This is a genomic window from Paenibacillus cymbidii (assembly GCF_004764705.1).
Classification (GTDB): Bacteria; Bacillota; Bacilli; order Paenibacillales; family NBRC-103111; genus Paenibacillus_AN; species Paenibacillus_AN cymbidii.
This window is the reverse complement of the sequence record NZ_SHLX01000004.1, coordinates 263,221-286,903: the sequence shown is the minus strand read 5'-3', so window position 1 is coordinate 286,903 and position 23,683 is coordinate 263,221. Positions and strand designations below refer to the sequence as shown.

The following is a 23,683-nucleotide window of genomic DNA, read 5'->3' as shown; positions in this document are numbered from 1 at the left end:
AAAAGAAGCCGCCCGAAAGGCGACTTCTTCGATTTGACCTTGTTTTAGTTGTTCGGCGACACAAACAAGCGTTTGCCGTCCAATTGATGATCGAGCATGAGGTCGATTTTTTTCCGCAATTGATCTACAAGCCGGGGGCTTAAAAGGAAGATGTCCTCCAACTCCTCCGAAGGCGCCGTAATCAGCATTTGCTCCACGCGCCCTTCGATGAGCTCGATGATGCGCAGCGTATTGTCGATCTCCGCTCTCGTCAGCGCTTCGTATTCCAGCAGTTTCGGATCGGCGTCGATCGGCCAGCGCGGGCTGATCTCCGGCGCCGTATCGTAATCGGTGCTGTCGATAATGTCCTGGAACCGCATGGCATGGACCGCATTTTGGAAAAAGCAGCGCAGCAGCAGCAACCGGTCCGCCATCAGACGCAGCTTCTCGCTCAATTCTTCGCCTGCCCGTTCGCCGATGCGCAGGAAGGCGTCCGCCGCGCGCCCAATCCGCTCCATCGCTTTCTCCAACGCATGACTGGCCAGGCCGACGGCATACGAGCCGCGAATAAAGCTCGTGCACTGCATATTGAGCAGATCGTTTGCTTGCGCTTCATCATTCGCCTGAAACTGATACGGCCGGTAGTAGCTCTTCTCCTCTTCGGTCAGCTCATGCGGGAAAAGCACGAACGGACGATTGATCCAGCGCTGGTTTACGCTGGTCCAACTCAGTCCCTCGATGCGCGTATCCTCATAATGGATCTGGGCCTTCTGAAAATCGCTCCAGGCTTCCATCAGCTCGCCTGCATGCTCGGCGCCCACAATATCCGCCGCGACTTTGCCGAGCATCGCGATCCGGTCTTGTACGCCGCGTGTCGGCTGCTTATTGAACGCTTCGATCACCCGGAAATATTCCTCGTTGTCCGTCGAAACCAGGATATAAGAAATACTTCGACTTTGCTGCTGGTGCGCTTTCTCCAGTTTTTCGGCGAACGTAAACACGTCGGGCACATTTTTGAGCGGTGCCAGCTTATACTCGTAATCCACGTCGAGAATATGCGTGAGCGGAATTCCCGAGCGAGTCTGCCGGTTGACGCTGACGTTGTCCGGCAAGCTGTGCGCAATCGCATTCAACCCCGGGTCGGCCTTTTTCTTCATGATGCTGCTGCTCAGATCGATCTCGACCTGCTTGCCGGACGCGCGGGCGCCTTCCGTCAACGCATTCGTAAATCCGATGATGCGATCGGCCATGGAACGATGCTTGCACGCTGCCGGACCGTTCGCCCCGGGATAAAGTCCGTTGCTCCAGCAGATGCCCCCGCCGGAATCGTTCGTATGGATGAACAGGTACTCGATGTCCATCTCGTGAACCAATTTCTCCATCGCGTAGCTGTACATCTTCAGCACTTCGGCATTATCGATGCACGGACTGTAGTAATAATTCCTTGCCCGCCTCGGATGCTCGCAGCGCGGCCCCCGCCAGCCGGGATGATCCCGGTACGCTTCCTCCGGCAAGTAGAACGGTTCGCAGAGGCTTAATGCGCCTTTCAACCCGTATTTGCGGGCAATTTCCATCCGTTCCTTTAAAACCTTGTAATTTTCGGCGGCATACGCTTCGGGCAAATACGGCTTTAACGGCTCCGGAACGACAATCTTGAACAAGGAAAGAAAAATCATCCCCCAGTTGGGATACGGATCGGTCCGATCCCGTTCCCATACCCAGCGGCTTTTCGCAAGCTGGTTGATCATGATATGCGTACCGCCGGCGCGGGCGATATTTCGCGCGTCATGCTCGAATTGCTCCAGCGAATAGTCGATCTCGTTCTGATGCGTCACGGTCACAATGACTTTCTGTTTGTTTTCCATCGCGGCCTCCGTGTTCTGGTTAAGGACGAAATTCGCTTCTATTCTACTGGCAATTCACCCGGAATGATATAGCAGAAATTTGTTATTACATAGGGTAAATAAGCGATTCTGTCATGTAACCGACTGCAGCGCGTTTTCGACTTGGGCGAGATGCTTCGCCATCGTCGCGAACGCCAACTGCGGGTCTCCGTCGCGGATCGCTTCGAACAGCATACGGTGCTCCTCGAACAGCGTGCCGTCCGCATCCTCTCCTCCATAGAGCCACAGTCTGCGGCTATCCGGGACAGTGCGGAACATCGCCGCGGAAATGTGGGTCATGATCGTTTCCAGCATCGGGTTGCCGGCTGCCTTGGCGATCGCGAGGTGAAAGTTCGTATCGTAAATTTGGCTGATTTCCTCGTTGCCGACGGCGTCCCGCATTTGTCCGATGATTTTGCCAAGCGCTTCGACGTCTTCAGCCGTGCGGTGTTTGGCGGCAAGCTCGGCCGCCCCGACCTCAAGAATTTTGCGCACCTGGAGCAATTGCGACAGTTCGGAATTGGACGTCTGCAGCAATTCCAGCACCGCTTGCGGCTTGTGTCCGGGCTTCCTGACGTAGGTGCCGCCGCCTTGCCGCGATTCGATGAGACCGAGCGCCTTCAGCTGGCTGAGCGCCTCGCGCACCGTCGACCGCCCGACGCGGTACTGCGCCGCCAATTGATTGATCGAATCGAGCTTCTCGTTCGGCTTGATCAGCCCCGTTTCGATGATGCGCCGGAGCTCGTCCGTAATGATGTCGTAATTTTTTTTGTGCAAGTTCATGGCCTGTCGCTCCGCCCCGCTACAATACGGGGAAATCAAAATAACGATCGGGATAAGGCTCGTTTCTTAATACATAGTGCCACCATTCGAACCGATAAGGCTCAAACCCGCTGTTTTCCATGATCGAACGCAACAGGAAACGGTTGTGCGCCTCCGTGCTTGTTATCCCTTGTGCCGCATGGTGGGAACGTTCATCCATCAAATCGAAGCCGCCCCCCATGGAAACAAGCGCCCCGCTATCCAACTCGTAAAGCGTAAGATCAATCGCACTTCCGCGACTATGGCTGGATCGTGCCGCCACATATCCCTTGGCAATCATCTCGGTTCGTTCGATATTCGGATAAAATTTGTCCTTCGTCACGTTGTCTTCCGGTTGTTCGGACCACCGCAGGAAGCAATCGACCGCACGTTTCGGCCGATATCCATCCCATAACAGCAGCCCGTACCCTAGAGCCGCCGCTTGCTTCTGCGTCTCCAGCAGCGCATTGGCCAAGGCGTGTGTTCCCACGATGCGATTGACTTCGTATCCGTCTACCGGTTTTCCCGTGAAATTGTCCCAAGTGGAATATTTGGCGTCCCAACGAACACCCGGCAACATTTCATCGATAAATACAAATCCGTTTTCCATACTTATCAGCCCCTTAATGCCAATTCGATCAAACGGTCGATTAACTCGGAAAGCGGTATACCCGCAGCGGCCATCATCCGGGGATACCGGCTGTATGATGTAAAACCAGGTAAAGTATTAACCTCGTTAAGCACAATGCGGCCATCCGCCTGGATAAACATATCTACTCGGGAAATCCCTTTGCAGCCGAGCGCCTTGTAAATGGTTTTCGCCGTTTCCCGGATCCGTTCCCGCTCCTCGACGGGCAGGTCGGCGGGAACGGTGATAACGGCGTTTTCTGAGCCTTTTTCCGGTTCGGCTTCCTGATGGATGCGGAAGAAACCGTGCTGCAGCCTGATTTGATCCACCTCGCCGACCGTCAACGCGGAGCCGTTCCCCATTACGGCACAACCGACCTCATCGCCCACAACTGCCTGTTCAATCAGGATTTTGCTGTCATATCGCCTTGCCGTTTCGATTGCGGACTCCAATTCATTCGCATCATTAACTTTCGTCACGCCAAAGGATGAGCCCGAACGCGCCGGTTTGACAAAAACCGGATAGGAGAACGCATCTGTTGCCGGCCTTTCGTCTTGATGAACAATCCAAAATTCGGGAGTAGCGATGCCGGCGTTTTTCGCAACGATGTAGGCCAGCGACTTGTCCATACAAATCGCGGAACCTTGAATATCGCAGCCGACATACGGGATACCGGACAATTCAAACAGCCCTTGTATAGCTCCATCTTCCCCCGACTTGCCGTGCAACACGGGAAATGCTACATCGATGTGGTGGAGTTCGTATTCATGGTTCTTTCTGACAAGCACGCCGTGCATGTTTTTATCCGGCGAAAGCACGGCGGAATAACACGTTCCCTGTTCCCATTCCGCGCCGGGTTTTTCGCAACTTTTCCAACTGCCGGATTTCGTAATGCCAATGTATAACGGCTCGTACTTTTCCTTGTCAAGATTGGCGGCGATCTCGCTGGCGGATTTTACCGACACATCGTGCTCCTCCGAGCAACCGCCGAACAGGATGGCAACCTTTACTTTATCCATGAGTCAAGCTCCTTTTTATTAAAAATGGATGGGGACGTCTTTTTTGACGAGAGGCAGCCGTACTTCGAACACCGTGCGAACGGGATCGCTTTGAGCGGATATCGTTCCTTGATGCTGCTCCACAATATTTTTGGCGATGTACAGGCCGAGGCCTGTCCCGCCTTCTTTCTGCGTCCGGGCCTTGTCGCCCCTGTAAAACATCTCGAAAACATTCTGCAGCTGATCTCCGGCTATCGGGTCCCCGTAATTGATCACTTGAACGACGGCCTCGCCTTCCTCCGTATGCCCCGCAATATCTACATAGCGGCCGTCTGCGCCATAGCGGCAGGCATTGGTCAGCAAGTTGTCGAAGACGCGCGCGAGCATGTCGCCGTCGCCGATCACCGTCAGGTGAGGCGCGAGTTTCATCCGCGCTTCGAGGTTGTTTTTTTCGAAACCGGGGTACATTTCTTCCACTAACTGCGCCAGCAGCTCGACCAAGTCGAGCGGCTTAGATTCCACTTCCACATTTCCGTAATTCACTCGGGCAACCTCGAACAGCTCGTCGATCAGCTTCTCCAGCCGCCGCGCTTTCGTAAACGCGATTTCCGTAAAATGTTTCCTTTGTTCGTCACTGAGCCCTTCGTTCTGCAACAGGTAATCCAGATAACCAAGCACGGATGTCAGCGGCGTTCGAAGATCGTGGGCCAAATTAAGCATCAGCTGCTCCTTGCTGTTTTCCGCGAAATCGCCTCTCTCCAGCGCCAATCGCAGTTTTTCGCTTGCCAGGTTCATGTCGCGCGCGATCGTCCCGAATTCGTCGTCGGATTCGATGCTTACCCGGTTATGAAAATTGCCGCTGGCCAAGTGATGGATGCCGTTTGAAATTTCGCGAAAATATTGGGCGTATCGCTTCGTGAGAAGATAGAAAAAATAAACGGACAACGGGAGAAAAATAAGCATAAAAAAGTTGACGTCGCCAAACAGCTTGATCATGACGCGATATCTTGTCAGGGGGTCTTCCCGACTCGTCGTTCGGTAATAACTTTGCAGCGCTTTGTAAATGGTATAAGTGATCGTTCCTGAAACGAGCATGCTGAGTCCGAAGAGCAGGATCATCGTTGTCCGGAAGCTGAGCGATGTCTTAACCATGAAACGTGTAGCCGACCCCCCAAGCGGTTTTGATCATCTTGCTTTGACTTTGGTCTTCCCCTAGTTTTTTGCGCAGCGAACGAATGTGGACCATCACCGTATTGTTGTTTTCGTAATAGGCTCCCCCCCAGACATGTTCGAAAATTTTCTCCGAGCTGAACACCTTCTTCGGATGGCTCGCGAGCAGCAGCAAAATATCAAACTCTTTGGGTGTAAGCTCGATCTTGTTGCCGTATACAAAAACCGCGTGCTCCTCGGGATTGATCACGAGTCCGCCTGCCTCGATGACGGCCTTGCTGCCGGCAGACGGCGAAGCATTGAACCGGGTAGCCCGCCGCAGCTGCGCGTTGACCCGGGCGACGAGCTCCATCGGATTAAACGGCTTCGTTACGTAGTCGTCCGCTCCCCGAACCAAACCGGCGATTTTATCGAGGTCTGTCGATTTGGCGCTTAAAAAAATGATCGGCAGGTGAGAATTGTCGCGGATTTGCGCCGTCGCCTCGTAGCCGTCCAGCTTCGGCATCATAATGTCCAGGATAGCCAAATCGACCGGGTTCATCCGGATGGTTTGTACCGCTTCCTGTCCGTCGAAAACCTTGATGCAGCGGTAGCCCTCCTTCATCAGGTGCAGCTCGATCAGATCGGCGATTTCCGGTTCGTCGTCCGCAATCAGAACGGTCGTCGGTTTCACGCATCCCCCTCCTCCCTGTTTGAAATTGTGATGGATGGAAAGCGATGAGCATGCAGCCAAGCCATCCGCCGAAGGTGTTCAACAGGATGTCGTCGACGTCGAAGCTGCCGATGGCGAGCAAGGCTTCTGAGCTTTCCAGCAGCAGGCTGAAGGCGAACGATACCACTGCCGTGCGAGTCAGAGCCAAGCGGCCGCTTCGGAATACCCGCGGAAGCAGCATGCCGAATGGCACGAACACGGCAATATTGCCGACAAAGTTAAACAGGCGATGCCCCGTGGGTTCGTTCAAGGCGGCGGATATTTCGTGAAAAGGCGCAAGATTGCCCTGCTCGACTCTTTCCACGAAGAAGCGCGGATTTTCCAAGCTGATCCTCAAATGCTGCCAGAGCAGCTCCGAATCGACGGGGTGCATTTTGAACAACACGATCTTCACGATCACCCAAGCGTAAATAGCCAACAACGACCAGCATGCAACCTTTTTTATCGCCATGTGTTGCTTCATCGTCTGTTCCTCCTTGCTCTGGCTGAACTTAAGCTTAAGCTTAAAGTGAACAACTTAAAAAAAACCAGCGGAAAACATAAAATAATTCTTAAATGTGAAAGACAGGAATGGTTTTGGCGTCTAACGGTTTCAGCAGCGCTATTGGCAGGAAAACCGCCAAAATTGGAGGAAAACAGCAAATAAGCTTTCCTGGAATCGTTAGCTCCGGAAAACCGTTCGAAATGCCCAAATAGGCCCGCCTGGAACCGCAAGCGTGCCGTCGAAGTTGGAGGAGCGAAGCTTTCAAAATGGTTCTAGCTTAAGGGAGCACTTGCCGCCAACTCCCAGCAAATTTTCGGCTTTCGGTAGCGGCGCATGTCCGTTTCCATCAACACATCGATCGCCCATCCGTCAAATAACCGCTCCACGTCGGCTCTGTCAAAAAATCGTTTCCGCCGCCCGTCCTGCTTATAATAATGAGGTTCCAATTCGCTGCCCTGCCCGGCACCGTAATGAATATCTCTTGTGGAATTCAAGCGGGCCAGCAGCAAACCACGCGTGCCAACAACTCGCGCGATTTCGCTAACGATAGAAACCGTAACGTCCCAGTGAAAATAATGCAGTGACTCCTTGTTCTGTTTAAATCCTCTTGCGAACGGGAACACAAATATCTGTAACGGAATTCTCAGACTCAGGTCTATGAGTATTATTTTTAACATTATTTACCATTATCATATCTATAAGGCTCCGCTTCAATCGCAGTAAATCGTTTAATTATGAAACAGCCGCTGCGCCTTTCGCCATTCCGTCGGCGAGCTGCCCTCCAGCTTCTTGAACCACGTAGAGAACGAGTGCAATTGTCCGAAGCCAATCGCTTCCGCGATGGCTTGCATATCTTTGTCCGAGGAGCTGAGCAGCCACTTGGCTTCGGTCATTTTGCTCATTTGTTGATACTGCTTTGGGGTCATGCCATGCACTTTCATAAATCGCTTCCGAAAGCCTTCTTCCGAAAGTCCAGCCTTCTCGGCCATTTCGCCGATCTGCAGACCTTTGCCCAGATTGGTACGGATGTAATAGGCGATGTGCGAGCCGAACAGCGCTTGCGTACCGGCTTGCGAGTGCTCGAACACGAACAGCAACAGCATATCGAGCCAGGCCTCATAACTGCGCTCGGGCTCCTTGAGCTTCGACGCTGCAATGCGCAGCCACTGCTTGAACAACTGCACATACTGCTCCTGGTCGAACGGAGAAAGCGCAATAACCGTTGGCTCTCCGTTATGAAGCAGCCTGTCGAACAGCACCCTCGTCGCTTGCGGCAGTCCGTCCATCAGAATGACGGCGAAGCGGATCGCCGTCACGGCATGGAACGAGTGCTCGACATCGGGCGGGATGAGTACGATGTGACCCGCACCCACCGGGATCTCCTGTTTCCCCCAGCGAAACAGCCCACGGCCCTCCACAATATTGGTCAACTCCAGGCTTTCGTGCCGGAAGTAGCGAGAGTCCTCCCAATCCTTTTCGTGTGTCCCGATAAAGCTGCGAATATGCATTCGGCACTCCCCCTGCCCGGGAACGATGTTTCATGTTCTCCTGTAATACTAGACGCCCCATTCTTTGCGCGCTTCGGCGACGGATTTTTCCGGTGTTTTGCCCCAGGCGTAATGCGCCTTTGGCTTCTTGCCAATCCATCGTTCGTCAACCGGCTCCGAAGCGAGTTGGTAGCGCGTATCCGAGCTGATTCGATACCGGTTCGTCGTGTTGTTGAGCGACGCATGCATCATGAACATGCCGAACACGATCATGTCGCCGGCTTCGAAGGCAGTTGTCGCCCACTGTCCGCCGAATGTGTCAACCAATTCGATCGGATCGTCGGACAACCAGCCGGTCGCAACATTGTCGCGATCGACGTCCATTCGGCCGTATGTTTCCTTCACCTTTTCGTAGTGCTGCGAGCCGAGCAGCATCGCCAGTGTACCAAGCTCCAGCGGAATATCGGACATTGGCGTCCACATCGTGTACAAGTTTTTCGTGCCGCGCCCCATATAGACGATGTCGTAATGCGCGCCGGTATAACCGCCATGACCGACTGCTCGCGGCCATTTGTAATCGAATGTGATTGTCTGCCCCCCTAGCAAGCGGTCGAAGAAGGCAAACACCTTGGGATTAGTAACGATATTCATGAAGCTCGGGAAATCAGCTTCCAGTTCGAAACCGCTTTTGCCCCACGCACCGCCCTTGTTGCCTTCGCCAATAACGCCATCCTCCAGCGGAGCGCCAGGATCGAGCTTGCCCTGCTCGGCCAAACTGCGAAGAAACTCCCGACGCGCTTCCAGCACCGTCTCGCGATCATGGAAGCCGCGAATCAGCAAATACCCGTCTTCCTGCAGCCGCTTGCGCAGCGCTTCTGTATCATCCCAAATATCGTTCGAGCCGCGAAGCTCCGTCAAGTATTTGCTGTCCATCTCCAACTCGCGACTACCCATCCGCCATTTCATATCCGCCGCACCTCTCTTATTCTTCGAAGTTTGACTGCCCATACGCCAAGAATAAGCGAAATCGGCGGAAAAGTCGTTAATGAAAACCGTTCGCCATTTACGCAAAACCGAACAATTGACTGTATGTATTTATCTCATTAGAATGAAGCTGTCATAAAATAAATCGGCAATTCGTTGTCAGAGAGGGGAGCGTTCAAATGGCAGACGATAAAATCATGGCGATTCAGATGTCACAGGTAGAGGAAATGCTGCGAAAGGGGGATGCAAGCGAGATACAAGCCTTTTACAAAAACGATCGCCATCGGCCGCTTTATCATTTTGTCCCGATAGGCTGGATGAATGATATCAACGGCCTGTTGTTTTGGAAGGGCAGATATCACATCTTTTATCAGGCATATCCATACGGGGCCTATTGGTGCAACATTTCGTGGGGACATGCCTCAAGCACCGATTTTATTAATTGGGAGATCCATCCGATCATTCTGGAGCCTGCTCCTGGCGGATACGATCAGAAGGGAGTCTTCAGCGGTCATATTTTTTTGGATGACGACGGGATACCTACGATTGTCTACTTTGGCAACCCCGGCGGGGTTTGTCTCGCTGTTCCCGAAGATTTGGATGACCCGTTGCTGTTGAATTGGAACCGGCATGCCAATAATCCGATTCTGCCCAAGCCCAGTCTTGAAAGCGATGAATATACTAACTATGATGTGTTCGATCCGTCCAATCCCTGGAAGGAAGACGGTTTCTGGTATATGACGACTGGAAATAAATATCCGAACGATCCGATGAAACGGAAAGGTGACGTAACCTATTTATTTAAATCTCGCGATCTCATGAAATGGGATTTCATCGGCCCCCTTTACCAATCGCATAACAGATGGACAAGCCCTCAAGAGGACTGTGCGGTTCCTTGCTTTTTTACGCTGATGGACAAGCGGGTGCTCATGTTTTCCAGTCATGTATTCGGAACGCAATATTATACGGGCAGCTATGGAAACCATGAATTTGTACCCGAGCGGCACGACCGAATCAGTTTTCCCGGAGCAATGATTGCGGGTTCTATTGTGTCGACCGTACCCGATGGGCGTACGATCCATCTGGGCTGGGCGCTCGATTGGAGGGATAAACAAAGCCAGAGGGCTTCCGGATGGTCGGGCATTATGACATTGCCTTGGGAATTAACGCTCAGGGAAGATGGCCTTCTGTCAGCCCAGCCGGCGAGCGAGATCAGGGAACTTAGGCATAATGAGCGATCTCGGCATAATATTCTTTTGCATGCTGGACAAGAAATCGGGCTTCCCGGCTTTGAGGGCGATGTAATGGAGCTTGATCTGACAATCGACCCCGGCAATTGTTCGTTATGCGGAATTAAGGTACGCTCGAGCGGCGATGGCTTGGAGGAAACCGGAATCTATTACGATGCCGTTAATCAGCTTATTCGCATCGACCTGAGGAGATCATCGTTAGACGCCACAATCGAATACAAAAAATATTTTTATAACGCCGAAATATTGCCTGTCACTGCGTCTATCGTTTCGTTCACCGAAGCTCCATTTAAACGGATGGATCACGAGAAATTGAACTTCAACATCTTTTTGGACAAGTCGGTTATCGAACTGTTTGTAAACGGCAGACGATTTCTGATACAAAGGGTGTACCCTACCCTCGAACGAAGCAAAGGAGTCGCCCTATACGCCAAAGACGGGGACGTCCTGGTGGAAAGTATCACTGCATGGGATATGAATCCTTCCGAAAAATAACAAAACGTTAATCATAAACTTTTTGCACAGCCGCGTATAGAGCGAAAAAGTTACGAAAATGTCCGTTTTTCTACTCTTCCCTCGCCACATGTCAACCATCATATTCCGGTGTTGGAATGAGATCGCTTCTGCATACATCACACCGGACGGGGGCTTACCATGAAAAAGTTGCTGCGTCTATTGACCCGCACGTTCAATCGCAATCAATACCGCAAAATGCTGGTTCTCTATTCCGGCTTCACGCTGCTCCCATATCGTATTGCCCATGTGCAAATAATTCTGGATGAGCAAATAGTCCGGAATCATCCCGCCCGAGAAAAACATCGTGAATACGATCAGCATCGTAAAAGCGGCGCGATGCGGCAATTGTCGGCGCGAGAGCGGATACGCGAGCAGCGCTGTCAGAATGATCTGAATGAATGTGCCCAGTATCATGCGTTCGATAGTAACTTGGTATCCCGACCATATATACGGGTTATTCAGCACGTGCTTATAGGCATTAAAGCTGATTTCTTCCGGCCACAGCGTGAAGGCAAGCCGACTTGCCTCGGCGGGCGTGCTGAACGAGATACGAAATACATCCCATACTGGATAGATGGTAATAATACCAATGACAGTAAGAAGAAAATAATTAACTGCCTGGAATCCTTTTTCTCCCCGAGAGAGTTTCATTCCCCGCTTCTCCTCCTACCATAGTCCATAGTCGCTGAATCTCCGCACGATGTAATTGGTGCCTATCACGAGTCCGAAAGCGATAACATTTTTGAACATATTCATTGCCGTCGAGAAGCTGTACATCATGTTCTCCAGACCCATCCTGTACACGTAAGTGGAGAATACGTCCGACACCGAATAGCCATTGCTTCATACAGTTGTGAATCAACAGATGCAAGCGCTGCCATATAAATGATGGTTCCCCAGCCTACTTCCTTCCATGCGCCCGAAACGACCAATACCGTTCGGAACCAGTCGGGATCGCCCACGAAGAATATTGTTTTTACACCTATTGAGTTCAAAATTACGTTAACAAGGCCCGTTGAAGGAGACAGCAGGTTAATGACAATACCCGAAAGAATAACCCATGACAAAAAATGCGGCAAATACGTTATCGTCTGGATGACTCGCTTAAACAAGGTGATTCTCACTTCATTCAGCAAGATCGCGAGCACGATCGGAGCCGGGAACGTGAACACAAGCTTGTATGTGCTGATAATCAGGGTATTGCGGAACACCCGCACAAAATCCGGGGATCGAAACAAAGCCTCAAAGTGCTTAAACCCCACCCAGGGACTGGCGAAAATTCCTTGCATAATATTTAAGTCTTTGAAGGCGATAATAATTCCGTACATCGGTGCGTACTTGAACAACACATAATAAAGCAAGCCCGGCACCATCATCAAAAGCAAATAACGGTTCGAATAGTAATTGCGCATGATGGGGCGCCGTCCCGCTACAAGCTCTCCCTCGTTGCAGGCGGGGAATTTCGGTTTCGTGGCCGGCACGCTAATCTCTCCTTTTCTGGCGACTAAGCTCTCTCTGTCCTGATTGGCCTAATTTTACACTCGCAACGCGGGACTTATATAGCGCGAAAAAGTTACAATCTAGTCTATTTTTCTATTCATGCGACCGTGAACCATTGCTTAGTTGGGCGGAAATCATCGAAAGTGCTCCAGGATCGCGAGTGATGTTAATATTTACCATTTAATGATATTTTATTTCGCGCTCGCAAATTAATGAACGAAGGGAGCCTGCCGCGCGGCAAGCTCCCCACTATCGTTCTATCATGCTTTGAAACGATCAATCCTCGAAACGGTATTCCGCCTTATAGGTTGCAGATGTGCCCGTACGCCGCACCATGACTCCCCAGCGAAGCAAGTCGGAACGATGTTCGTACCCGCGGAAAATAAATACCTGGGTGCCGGGGCAACCTTCCATCGCCAGGCTTACCCGTTTTCCCGACAGCCTCCAGCCGATTTGCCAGTCTCCGTCCAGACTGCAGCTTTGCACATCCTGCATCAGCTGGTAGCCGTCAGCCTCTCCCGGCGCCGATGCGTTTGCCATGGGCAGCTCGCATTCCATTTCGCCCGAACAATGGAAGAACCAATCGAACGTATGCGTTTCGCTTTGGTCGCGGGAAGGCGTTTCCGTCGTAACGGTAAACTCGTCCTGCAGGCCATCTTCCGATAACTTGAAGCAACGCGTATACGTAACGCCCGGATACACATCAACCGCCTGTACGAGGCAGGAGTTGGCGACGGGATCGAACGACAGCAGCTTGCCGGCTGGCCGGTTCGGCTGATTGAGCCGGTCAACCATGACCGTATTGTGCGCGATCGTTTTGCGCTGCCATTCGCGGAAGATGTCCGAGCCATAACCGGCGTTCGAAATATCGCGCGACACGATTTCATCCTTCCGAAAAATTTCGAAGTTCATCACGTCGGCATGAGAATGCTCGCGGATGACGAAACCGTACTTCAAAAACACGCTAGTCTGCGGATTCTGCAGCATGACGTAATGGATGTCTTCGTCGCAGCGGGATATGCGTTCCGGTCGGATCGCAACGTCATGCGCCAGCTCATAACGCTCGAGCTCATTCCGCCAATCGGTGCCGAACAGCAATCGAGGGAGTGTCCCCACATATTCCGACGTCCCGTCGTTGTCGTCATCGTAGCATTGCGCAAGCGCATAGCGGAAAATCGGCTCGTCGTAAACGTTGCGGATCCACTCGTATTGACGCGCGTAATTGGCGAACGAGAGCAACGGCCAGCCGTCGTTCGGACTCGGGAGTTTCCCGTTCGGGAACGCGTATTGAACCGGGTAGCGGTACATTTTACGCAGGGATTCCGTAAACGTGGACTGCTCATACCCGTACAGCGCGCAAAAGGCGGCGTAATGCGTCAATCCGTCCGCACAGTAAAAATGATAATGGAACGAGCTCTCGTACCAGAAGCCTTGCGGCAGCAGACCTTTCTCCAGCTCCTTGTTGATCCCTTCGTGCCCATCCTCCGCCAGCCGGCACCATTCATGCTCGCCGTAGAACAGGCCGATCATGCCGAGCGCCGACTTCATCCAGCAGGCGATATTCGGCGTGCCGCCATCCTTCGTATTCAGAAACGAGGCCATCGGGAAGAAAAAGCGATGTTTGGCCAACTCGAGCTCGTCTTCCGGCAACTCGTCCCGCACCAGATGCATGCCGTTCAACATCCAGCAAATCGTGACAGCATCCCCCAGGTTAATGCCGCTGAACCGGCCTTCGAAGCCTTTCGGCGTACGAACTTGAAACGATTCCAGATGCTCCGACAAAAAAGCCAGCACCTTGCGGATATACGTCAAATACTTCGTATCCCCATGCAAGTTGTAAAGCACGGCGGCGGAAAAAATTTCAGTCCCCGCTTTGCTGCGATACGTGGCATTCCAAGCCTCGTTCGCTTCATCGTCATCCCGAACGGCATTGCAGCGGCTGCAGCGATGTTCGGTCGGCTTGCCTTCGTCAAATACTAGAGCCGAGGCGCACAGACGGCAGTAGTAATTGTGCCCCCACCCGGAAATGCGCGTTGGTTCGTCATTGTATTGCGCGATCCAACGATCGGTTTCCGTTTTCGTTTGTTCGGCTATCTGCTTCGCCCACGGATAGCGGGTGATTTTATCGTGGATCAAGGACCAGTCTTTCACCAAAGGGTTGGCTTTCGGCAGCATTCGATCTTCTCCTTCAATGGGGTCTATTATTCCCCCTGACAATAAAGGATTATCGTGGTGAAATGTAGGTGGTTTCTTGACGATTTTATTAGAAATATTGCTAATTCAAACGCCCGCGAAGTTGGGCATTCATTTCAAGACTGTTGAACAACCGTTTCACTATAAATCTTGCGATAAACGTATCATATCGATAACTTGTATACCATTTTCAAATATTGCTTCATCATAATGTCTGACAAAAAAGTCTCTGTCTACCCCAGTTATTCTAAATCCGCATTTCTGATAAAGGGCAAGTTGCCCAACACCAGAATTCCCGGTGCCGACTTCAATTGTTTTAAATCCCAGTCCCGTGGCAATTTGTATGGCATGCTTTACTAACTGTTTTCCAAATCCATTTCCTTGATGGTTTTCATCGACCGCAAGATTTACTAATTCAACTGTATCAGGTCTTGTTGGCAGCAAAACATAGACACCTATTACTTGATCATTCCTTAAGCCGATAAAGCAATATCCTCTGCGGAGATATTCTTCTACAAGCTTCTGTGACGGATCCGCTAATAATAGTAGCTCAAATGGCGGGATTTCGTTGGCATTCAACTTTCGTATTTGCATCTGAGTTACGCTCCGATTCCATAATTATTGATTATTTGTAAGGATTTTCCGCGGCGGCTTCACTTCATCAAACTTTTTTCTCCTCCATTCGAACGCCAGACAAAATGAAGAAGCGGCCGATATAATCGCCGCTCTCCGCTCTTTATCGCACTAATCGAATCCGATTGGATGAATTCCGGGCATTTCTTTGCCTTTTCCGACGAACCACCGTCTTGTACGCCTCAATACAAAAGTGGAAAAAGAAAACATGACGTGTCCGAGCATAACACCCGCCAAAACATCCATGACGACGTGCTGCTTAACGAATAATGTCGAGATGATGATGAACCAGGCAACGACTCCAATCGCTGCGACAGATTTTGGACGAATTGCCGGACTGCTTTTGGCTGCAATGAACAGAAGATAGCTGGACAGACAGTGTATGCTTGGAAAACAATTGTAAGGGGCATCGTTCTGGTAGACGAACATCACCATTCGGCTAAGCAGATCGTTGTCCTGCAATTGCAATCTCGGGACTGTCGTTTGGAAGAGCAAATAAATGCCATAACAGATCAGCACGCTCAAAGTATAAGCAAACAATGCCCGAAAGTAGAGCTCTCTGTCTTTAAAATAAAAATAAATGAAGGTTAGATATAAGAATGGCATCCAGATCATGTAGGGGATGATAAAATACCTGATAAAAGGAATCGTATCATCCAAATCCGTGTACAAGGTTCGCGACAACGAAGGTTCGCGATTGATCATCACGTAGACCATACCCAGTAACGGAATGACAAGGAGCAGCCACAATGGGTGCACGAATAGCTTCTTCATCTCATTTCCCCTTATCCGCTTGCGAGTCGGCAATGAAGTCCAATCAAGTATTCTTCTGAATTGTAACATAAATGATAAGCTTTGCGACATTCTGTTTCCAATAGGAGACATCCGACATGTTGTTGACAGGACCCATTTTGCAGGAATCCAGACCTCCATTAAAAAAGACCACTCTATTGAGTGGTCCCGTTCGATAAATGGATTTTCATGAAATACTGGATTCAAAGTGTTTTATCTCTTTTCTAATGTGGCGGGCTTGAGCTGCATCCGCGGCGCCGGTCCCCCCGGTGTGCAGGCGAAACCGCTGGCGATAAACCCGACGGATTCATAAAACCCTAACGCGTGCGGATTGGCAGTCACCTCGATTCGGACACCACGCCGCGCAATGTCTTCGATCAGGGCACTCGCAACGCCTTGGCGCATCCAATCAGGTTCCGTAAACAGATCCTCAAGTTCGAGGAAGTCGTCGACAGGACGCGCCGACGCAAAGCCCACGACCCGTTCGCCAACAACAGCTACTCGAGCGAACGGCAACATCATGTCGTCCCACAAGAGCCACTCAGGATGAGTGGCGATGAGATCGCGGTCGCCCTCGATTGTCAGCGAGGCACGACGGAAGATGTCGCGCAGTCGATCGACATCGTCGACGACTGCGCTTCGAATGAATAAGTTGGAAGAATCCAAAGGGTTATATTCATTCACGCTATTTCCTCGCTTTATTCACTTTCGTTTCGTGAATTGATCCAACTAAACAATTGGCGAAATGGTGATACACAAATCTGCTTTTAGTTTACTGCTCATCCTGACTTGCGGATTCGTGATGATGCTGTTGGGAAGTAATGCCCGTTTCACTTCATCACCATTACAGAGTTGTTGGCACAACGACCCCACCTTTTCATTTCTCTTGCTTAAAATATATCTTTATTCCGTTCGAATAAAAACCGAATAAATGGTTTTATCTGTTTTCTCTGCGCCCCAGCTCTAAATGCTTATTCGTGAACTTCTTGTTACGGCGAAGCGGGAGTGGAAGCATTCACGGAAGAAAGCTGCCCATCGCAGATTTCCGACATCGTGCCGTATACGTCGATCAGCCACCGCGATAGCGATTCGACGATCGTCTGCAGATAACGCACGCCTTTCGCCGCGTCGGCCGCGCCAGCCGCGTCCGTGAAGCCATCAATACCTGTGAGTTCTCCATGCTTGCCAATGAAGACGCCCGATTCCGAATACGTCGATCGCATATGCTCCCGATGGGTGTACGTGATCCGTTCGCGTTTGACGAGCTTGGGCATCAGTGCCATGATCAGCGACGTTTCAAACCCGCCGGCATGACCGGGCACTTTGCCGACCTCCTTGGCGCCTGCATCCACCAATGCCGACTTGGCAATATTCCAATAAGAAGCGGCTGCCGTCCATACAGGATGACGTACCGCCAAATCCTGGGCAGCCTGATTCATGAGGGCATGATTGCCGCCGTGCCCGTTGACAAAAATGATTTTGCGGAACCCGCAACGTACCAGACTTTCCGCGATATCGCCCAACATCAACAAATAAGTTGCCGAAGGGAACGAAATGGTGCCCCCGAAGCTTAAATGGTGCTGCGAGCAGCCAATGCTTACCAGCGGCGCCATAACGATCGGAACGGAAGCCGCAGCGGATTCCACCGACCGCCGCACGATGTGGTCGCAGATAAAACTGTCGGTATATACCGGCAGATGATCGCCGTGCTGCTCGGTAGCGGCAAGCGGAACGACGATGGCGGCGCCTTGGCCGGCCATTTCCGTTATTTCCGCACGCGTGTAATGATGAAAAAAAATCGAGCGTCCGCTCATGTTTGTTGCCTCTCTTTCGCAGCTTAATAGGACACGCGCAAGTAGGGCGTCTTAATTTCCTTGCCGCCACTGTGCAGCGATCTCATAAATGCGTCCAGCGCGCCTGTCGTCAGCAGCGATCGTTCGACCGGATGAGGTGGACGCGAGGTGTGGATGAATGTTTCGATTTCCAGGACGAGATAGCCCCAATGGCTGTTCGGCTTTTGATTTTGCAGTCTGAATTCTACGCAAACCGGGCTCTCCTCCGCAGACACTTGAAAGGCGGAAGCAAACAGACGCGCTTCCGGCTCGCCGAACAGTACGCCCGCTTTTAACCCGTCGACGTAATCGACCTCGCACAGCACCGGCTCGCTTAACCGGTAAGGAAGCGATTCCACGTCGCGCAAATTCGCGAATCCGCCGAGCGCCCGGTACATGGTCCGCCATTCATCCGACAAAAGCCGTTCAATCGCTTCCGCGTCCCGAAACGCACGAACCGATTCGATGCCCGATTCCCCGTATGCCCTGTTCTCCGCAATGCTCTGCATCATCTCAAGCGCATGGTACGTGTATCGTTCCACGCCGCTGTAAGCAAAACCGAACATCTTCCGGATTGGTGTCCCGTTCGGAATGCCGATCGATACCGGATGGCGCGGACAATAAGGTACAACCGAGCTCGACATGAACGGAATTTGGTGCCGCTTCACTTGATCGTACACCCATTCGATGTCTTCCCGTACAATGGCAAAGCCCTTGTCGGTAAACACGGGGACGATCCGGTCGTACGCCAGCATCACCTGCAAGCACTCTTCGAAAAAAGCCCGGCGCGGGTACAGCGTTTGCCCGATTTCATTGCACGGATAGTCGCCCAGCTCGCCGACGATAATAATACCTTCCACATCGAACGTATCTCCGCCGCGCAGCAGCGTTTCGCGAATCGAGCCAAATAGCGGAACGTGGTGCTTGGCCGCCATATCTTTGCCCATGTCGTTCACCGGGAACTGGTCGATGTACATGGACACGATATCGATAGTGGAACGATACGGGCGGCCATTCAGGACGAAACCTTCGAACATTTTGCTCAGCAGCACATCCGCGTGGCTGATATCCCAGTACTCCGTCACGATGACGGCCACTTTTTTGTTCCGCTTGTTCACGCAATGGCCTCCCTCTTGCTCGCGTCAATAGTTGATTAAATAGCCGAATGCAGCCGAACGAACGATACCGTCGATTAATTCCGCTGCATGGACGGTATGTCTCCACGGTGCATAATCGGGTGCATCGCCTCGCAGCAAGCTTCGGCTTACCCGGTCCAGTTCCTCGCGCAGTGCGGAGAAGGCGGCTTCGGATTGCTGCATTGCCGGCTGGAAGCCGGCTCGGACCGTTCCTTCCGTTCCGGATACGATCACTTCTGCCGCCTCGTCGGCAGCACAGGACGATTCGCCGCGATCAATAAGCAGCCCGGAGGCGCCGCTCGCAAACCGGAGCGTCACCTTCGCAATATGCGGCGCGTCCAGATTGACCGGCGCCCGCATTTCACCGTCTTGGCGATTATTCGTGGCGGCCGGATCTGCATAAGCTTTCAGCCGAACCGCCCGGCAGCCTGCGTACCACAACATCAGATCCAATTCCCGCGCATAACGCTCGAACAAGGAAAGGGCTCGGTCATATGACTTCTCGCAAGCCGCCCTATCGTATCGCAGCGTAATGCCGGTCAATTGGCCGATATGCCCGTCGCGAATGGCCGCATAAACGTCGGCATAACGTTCCTCTTGCCGGTGGTACGCTCCAACGAACAGATGCTTGCCGGCAGCAATAGCTGCCCTGCGTAACGCATCGGCTGCAAACGGGTTCGTCGCGACCGGTAAATCCATCAGGAGGTGCTTGCCTGCCCGAAGCGCCCATAGCGCAGGAACGAAGCGGTCGCTTTCGCGGGTGGCGACGATGACCAGCGCGATATCTTCGCGCTGCAGCAGCACCGCACACTCCTCATATCGGTCTTGAACGCCATACCGGTCCGCAACGGCCGCAAGCCGCTCCCCGCGCACCTCGCAAACGGCAGCTACACGAATGGTGTCGACTTCCCGGCAGGCGGCAAGATGAAGTTCCCCTCGCCCGCCGAGTCCGATAATGCCCACACTGATTTTTCCCACGATGAGAACGCCCCCCTTGCTACAGATCCCCTGCGACAATAGCCCGCTGCGAGCGCAGCTGCCGCTGCAGTTCCTTCACATTGACTGCCCGCGTCGATCGCTCGCCCCCGGCGGCAAGCGCCGCGGCGATCCCCGCCGCCTGGCCCATAGCCATGCAATGCGACTGCACCCGCGTCGAAGCCATCGCTTCATGGGAAGCCGATATATTGCGCCCGGCCAGCAGCACGTTGTCAAGCCCTGCCGGCAGCAGACAGCGGTACGGAATATCGTACGCGTTGTCAATCTCGACCCATACGTTCGTTTGGTCGTGCGGACTGTGAATATCAATCGGAAAGCAGCCTTTGGCAATGCCGTCGGCAAACTGCCGCCCATGCCGTACATCATCCTGAGTCAACATATAATCGCCGATGATCCGCCGCGTTTCGCGAACGCCTGCACGAGCCGCCGCGCCGGAGAGCGAAGCGCGGGAGAAGCCGGGCAATCGCTTGCGGGCGAATGCCGCGAGCGAAATCACCTGCTTGCGCAGCTCGATCTCGGCCCGAATCAATTGGTCGTTGTTCGTGCCGTCGATCCGATTGATCCGGGTCGCGTTGAATAGCACATCACCTTTGATAAAGTCGGAAAATAACGTGATCCGCTCCCGTCCCAGCTCAAGCTCGCCGCTGCTCAACCCTTCCGCGACCAAACGGTTGAAGCCGCTCAGGCAGACCATCCGGTCGGCAAAATGGGCCGGCAATCCGGCAGGAACAATCGGATAGGAAATCCAGACAAATTCGTCTTTGTGCGCAAGGGTATAGTCAATAAACGCATCCAGATCGACGTAGCTCATCTTGAACAGCGCCGATACCGGCTGCGTCAACCCGTCGGATGCGCGCCCCTGCTCATAGCGGGCGCCGGCCGCTACGGCAACATCGCCGTCGCCGGTAGCATCGACGAACACGTCCGCTTCCAGACGGCTCACGGACGATTTCGTCCGCAAGCCGACGGCCCGGATACGGCCTCCTTCACTCTCCACCCCGTCCACATACGCGTTCAGCTTCAGCTCGCAGCCGGCTTCCTGCACGAGCCGATTGTAGACGAACTTCAATATTTCCGGGTCGAACGGCGTAATGTGACCACCCGTCCCTTTCGTTTCGTCCTTGTTGTCATACGGACATTTCAGCGTACCGGGCGATCCTTCGTACGTGACCAGTTCATCCACGATATCCTGGAATATGCCGCGAATAACCTGTGTATCGCGATGATAATTCGTCATCCAGGGCCCGACGAGACTTGCCGTTCCCGCACCGCCCAGGTAAGATTGCGGTTCGACAAGCACGGTTTTGGCTCCCGCCCGACCGGCGGCGATCGCTGCCGCAACGCCGGCCGGGCCCCCGCCGATTACCGCGACCTCATAGTGAAGAGTAGACACCGCTCCCGCTCCTTCAGACAAGTCTTATTTTTTAAGCGCATCGATACGCTTTTTCATGCTCTGAATCGCTTGGGCCGAGTTTTGTTCGCCAATGAACGTTTTTTCGCCTTCTTCTTCCAAGATTTTCGTCATTTCCGTCATGTTGTCGAACTTCGTGTCCACGATAAATTCCTTGCCGGTAAACAACACCCGCTTGAACGATTCCACATCGAACAACTTTTCCGGGTTGTCGCCAAGCACCAATTTGACGACGTTGTCGATATTCGCTTTTTTCCATGCAGGCACACGGCCGGCGACGATCATCGGTTCGTTCCCTTCCGTTACATACCACTTGGCGAATTTCCATGCCGCTTCCTTGTGGCTCGAGCGCGAGCTGATCGTCACGAAGTCGAGATACCCGGTACCGGCCGTCTCGTATTTATCCGAAGCGTTCAGCTTCGGAACCGGCGCGAACGCCGTAACGAAGTCGTGCGGGTAATCTTTCGTGTTTTTGATGTTGCGGATATTCGCGGTTCCTTGCCAGAACATCGCCGCCTTGCCGGATAAAAAGGTCTGGTTCCCATCCAGCTTGGTCGCTTTCGCTTCGACATGCTTCGGTTGTACCTTCAACGTATTTTGCAGCTCCAGTTGAATGTCGAGGTACTGTTTAAATGCGGGATGTTCGATATTCGTGCTCCCGTCCTCCTTGTACAGCGCGTTGGCGCCTAACTGCGTTTTGACCGCATTGGCCATCCAGCCGGAGAAGTTGGGAGCGTTGCCGATGACCGAGCCCCATATTTTGTTGGCCCCTTCGCCCTTGGACATCTTCTGCGCATACGATTTGTAATCGTCCCAAGTCCAGTTCGTCGGCAATGGCAGCTTGCTTGCTTCCAGCATGCTTTTGTTGATGGATATGAAGTCGTTCAGGATGATCGCCGGGATATAGTACTTTTTGCCGCCCACCGGAACGATCGCCTTGTCGCCGAAATGATCGGCGACATTGAATTGATCTTTGCCGAAATACGCATCGAGCGGCTCCGCCATGCCGGCATTGATCCGTTTAAACAACGAATCCATCGAATAATTGATGAACAGATCGACCTCGCCATTAACGAGCAGTGCCGTGTCCAGCTTCGTATTGCCCGCCGTATCGTTCACGAACCGTTTGTAGGTAACCTGGATATCCGGATTTGCTTTATTCCAATTTTCGACTACCTGGGCAGGACCGGATTCTTCGGGAACCGCTCCCCAGAAGTTCAGCTTAACCGTTTCCTTGGGCCCCGGTGTGGCGGATGCGGTCGCGCTTGACGTTCCGCTTGTTGCCGGCGATTGCTGAGCACCTGATTTTCCGCCGCCGGAACATCCGGAAACGATCACTGCTGTCATGCATACGGCGGCAAGCGCCGTCGTTCCCCACTTTTTCCCGTATGGCAAACTGCTCATTGTTTACACTCCCCTTGTCATGAATGGATGCAACCGGCTACCCTTTAACACCGCTGGAAATAACGCCTTCGACAAACCAACGCTGGCAGATAATGAAGACAACCATAACCGGCAATACCGAGATGACTGCCGCCGCCATCATCAGCGTATACTCCGTACCCGATTCGTCGACGAAATTGTTAAGGCCAAGCGGCACCGTATACAACTCCTTGCTCGTCAAGAAGATAAGCGGGTTTACAAATTCGTTCCACGTCCAGGCGAAACTGAGAATGACAAGCGAGATCATCGCCGCCTTCGAAAGCGGCACCATAATGCGGCTCCAAATATGCAAGTGTCCGGCGCCTTCCATTTTGGCCGCCTCCGACAGTTCGTTCGGTACGGTCATATAAAACTGACGCAGCATGAACGTTCCGAAGGCAGTGAAAATACCCGGCAAAATCAGCGCCCCGTGCGTGTTGTACAGCCCCAAATAGTTGAACAGAATGAATCTCGGGACGAGCGTCACTTGATCGGGGATCATCAGCGTCGCAATATACAGCATAAAGACGGCGTCCCTGCCGGCAAAACGAATCCGCCCGAATCCATAAGCCGCAGCCGAGCTGACGACGATCGTCCCAAGCACGGACAATACCGTTACTTTGATCGAATTCCAATAAAACAACGCAAACGAATACGACCCGCTCCAAACCCGGCTGTAGTTGTCCAGCTTCAGCGGCAGCGGCAGCCAATCGATCGGATAGTGGAATACATCAATCGGCTTCTTGAAAGAAGTCGATATCATCCACAGGAACGGAACGATCATCGTAATCGCCGCAACCAGCAGCAGCAGTGTCAGCAGCGCTTTGGCAACGTTTTTTTTACCGCGAACCATAACTCTCCTTCCCGGCCCCGCAC

23 protein-coding genes and 1 pseudogene are annotated in these 23,683 nt (G+C 52.6%); 2 read left to right on the top strand and 22 right to left on the bottom strand.

The window, feature by feature from the left end; all coding sequences use genetic code 11:
• Positions 1-44: 44 nt before the first annotated feature.
• From EXY20_RS08280 to EXY20_RS40605, 7 genes and pseudogenes are all read right to left on the bottom strand, one after another.
• Positions 45-1,844 carry a hypothetical protein gene (locus EXY20_RS08280; protein ID WP_135549617.1) on the bottom strand — a complete coding sequence of 600 codons (1,800 nt, stop codon included), beginning with the start codon at positions 1,842-1,844 and terminating at the stop codon, positions 45-47.
• 111 nt (positions 1,845-1,955) lie between these two features.
• Positions 1,956-2,645, bottom strand: a complete 690-nt coding sequence (locus EXY20_RS08275; RefSeq protein ID WP_135549615.1) for a FadR/GntR family transcriptional regulator — start codon at positions 2,643-2,645, stop codon at positions 1,956-1,958.
• 19 nt (positions 2,646-2,664) lie between these two features.
• A complete protein-coding gene (gene vanX, locus EXY20_RS08270) occupies positions 2,665-3,273 on the bottom strand; it encodes a D-Ala-D-Ala dipeptidase VanX (protein ID WP_135549613.1) in 609 nt (202 codons plus the stop codon).
• A 5-nt stretch (positions 3,274-3,278) separates the two neighbouring features.
• Positions 3,279-4,310 (bottom strand): D-alanine--(R)-lactate ligase, encoded by a 1,032-nt coding sequence (vanA, locus tag EXY20_RS08265; protein ID WP_135549610.1) that lies wholly within the window; start codon positions 4,308-4,310, stop codon positions 3,279-3,281.
• Positions 4,311-4,328: 18 nt separating this feature from the next.
• Positions 4,329-5,441, bottom strand: a complete 1,113-nt coding sequence (locus tag EXY20_RS08260) for a sensor histidine kinase (RefSeq protein ID WP_135549608.1) — start codon at positions 5,439-5,441, stop codon at positions 4,329-4,331.
• Positions 5,434-6,132 carry a response regulator transcription factor gene (locus EXY20_RS08255; protein ID WP_135549604.1) on the bottom strand — a complete coding sequence of 233 codons (699 nt, stop codon included), beginning with the start codon at positions 6,130-6,132 and terminating at the stop codon, positions 5,434-5,436. The genes EXY20_RS08260 and EXY20_RS08255 overlap by 8 nt, the downstream gene beginning before the upstream one ends.
• A 100-nt stretch (positions 6,133-6,232) precedes the next feature.
• Positions 6,233-6,544: pseudogene (locus EXY20_RS40605) on the bottom strand (VanZ family protein); the annotation flags it as partial.
• On the opposite strand from EXY20_RS40605, the gene EXY20_RS38830 reads away from it, so the two are divergent.
• Positions 6,437-6,817, top strand: a complete 381-nt coding sequence (locus EXY20_RS38830) for a hypothetical protein (protein WP_167859041.1) — start codon at positions 6,437-6,439, stop codon at positions 6,815-6,817. The pseudogene EXY20_RS40605 and the gene EXY20_RS38830 sit on opposite strands and share 108 nt — an antisense overlap.
• Before the next feature lie 110 nt (positions 6,818-6,927).
• Here EXY20_RS38830 and EXY20_RS08245 read toward each other — a convergent pair whose 3' ends face one another.
• Genes EXY20_RS08245 through EXY20_RS08235 form a run of 3 tightly spaced genes read right to left on the bottom strand, consistent with a single transcriptional unit; the run spans position 6,928 to position 9,108 of the window.
• Positions 6,928-7,332, bottom strand: coding sequence for a hypothetical protein (locus EXY20_RS08245; protein ID WP_207671241.1), 405 nt, complete (start codon positions 7,330-7,332; stop codon positions 6,928-6,930).
• 51 nt (positions 7,333-7,383) lie between these two features.
• Positions 7,384-8,163, bottom strand: coding sequence for a helix-turn-helix domain-containing protein (locus EXY20_RS08240; protein ID WP_135549599.1), 780 nt, complete (start codon positions 8,161-8,163; stop codon positions 7,384-7,386).
• Between the two features lie 48 nt (positions 8,164-8,211).
• Positions 8,212-9,108, bottom strand: coding sequence for a phytanoyl-CoA dioxygenase family protein (locus tag EXY20_RS08235; protein WP_135549597.1), 897 nt, complete (start codon positions 9,106-9,108; stop codon positions 8,212-8,214).
• Positions 9,109-9,305: 197 nt separating this feature from the next.
• Between EXY20_RS08235 and EXY20_RS08230 the strand changes: the two genes are divergently transcribed.
• Positions 9,306-10,871: a glycoside hydrolase family 32 protein gene (locus EXY20_RS08230; RefSeq protein WP_135549595.1), complete on the top strand. Its 1,566-nt coding sequence runs from the start codon at positions 9,306-9,308 to the stop codon at positions 10,869-10,871.
• A 177-nt stretch (positions 10,872-11,048) separates the two neighbouring features.
• Here EXY20_RS08230 and EXY20_RS08225 read toward each other — a convergent pair whose 3' ends face one another.
• The 12 genes from EXY20_RS08225 to EXY20_RS08170 all read right to left on the bottom strand — a co-directional run bounded on the left by EXY20_RS08225 (position 11,049) and on the right by EXY20_RS08170 (position 23,660).
• Positions 11,049-11,543 carry an ABC transporter permease family protein gene (locus EXY20_RS08225; RefSeq protein ID WP_135549593.1) on the bottom strand — a complete coding sequence of 165 codons (495 nt, stop codon included), beginning with the start codon at positions 11,541-11,543 and terminating at the stop codon, positions 11,049-11,051.
• 125 nt (positions 11,544-11,668) lie between these two features.
• Positions 11,669-12,373, bottom strand: coding sequence for a hypothetical protein (locus tag EXY20_RS08220; protein ID WP_235885426.1), 705 nt, complete (start codon positions 12,371-12,373; stop codon positions 11,669-11,671).
• Between the two features lie 295 nt (positions 12,374-12,668).
• Complete coding sequence (locus tag EXY20_RS08215; RefSeq protein WP_135549591.1) at positions 12,669-14,567, bottom strand: heparinase II/III domain-containing protein; 1,899 nt, start codon at positions 14,565-14,567, stop codon at positions 12,669-12,671.
• Between the two features lie 159 nt (positions 14,568-14,726).
• A complete protein-coding gene (locus EXY20_RS08210) occupies positions 14,727-15,179 on the bottom strand; it encodes a GNAT family N-acetyltransferase (protein ID WP_135549589.1) in 453 nt (150 codons plus the stop codon).
• Positions 15,180-15,329: 150 nt separating this feature from the next.
• Positions 15,330-15,992: a phosphatase PAP2 family protein gene (locus EXY20_RS08205; protein ID WP_167859083.1), complete on the bottom strand. Its 663-nt coding sequence runs from the start codon at positions 15,990-15,992 to the stop codon at positions 15,330-15,332.
• Between the two features lie 231 nt (positions 15,993-16,223).
• On the bottom strand, positions 16,224-16,694 hold the full coding sequence (locus EXY20_RS08200) for a GNAT family N-acetyltransferase (RefSeq protein WP_135549585.1): 471 nt from the start codon (positions 16,692-16,694) through the stop codon (positions 16,224-16,226).
• Positions 16,695-16,999: 305 nt separating this feature from the next.
• On the bottom strand, positions 17,000-17,824 hold the full coding sequence (locus EXY20_RS08195; protein WP_135549583.1) for a creatininase family protein: 825 nt from the start codon (positions 17,822-17,824) through the stop codon (positions 17,000-17,002).
• A 23-nt stretch (positions 17,825-17,847) separates the two neighbouring features.
• Positions 17,848-18,960, bottom strand: a complete 1,113-nt coding sequence (locus EXY20_RS08190; protein ID WP_135549581.1) for a hypothetical protein — start codon at positions 18,958-18,960, stop codon at positions 17,848-17,850.
• Positions 18,961-18,984: 24 nt separating this feature from the next.
• Positions 18,985-19,956, bottom strand: a complete 972-nt coding sequence (locus EXY20_RS08185) for a Gfo/Idh/MocA family protein (protein ID WP_167859082.1) — start codon at positions 19,954-19,956, stop codon at positions 18,985-18,987.
• Positions 19,957-19,975: 19 nt separating this feature from the next.
• A complete protein-coding gene (locus EXY20_RS08180) occupies positions 19,976-21,367 on the bottom strand; it encodes an FAD-dependent oxidoreductase (protein WP_167859081.1) in 1,392 nt (463 codons plus the stop codon).
• Between the two features lie 24 nt (positions 21,368-21,391).
• Positions 21,392-22,789, bottom strand: coding sequence for an extracellular solute-binding protein (locus EXY20_RS08175; protein WP_135549575.1), 1,398 nt, complete (start codon positions 22,787-22,789; stop codon positions 21,392-21,394).
• A 37-nt stretch (positions 22,790-22,826) separates the two neighbouring features.
• Positions 22,827-23,660: a carbohydrate ABC transporter permease gene (locus EXY20_RS08170; RefSeq protein WP_135549573.1), complete on the bottom strand. Its 834-nt coding sequence runs from the start codon at positions 23,658-23,660 to the stop codon at positions 22,827-22,829.
• Positions 23,661-23,683 lie beyond the last annotated feature (23 nt).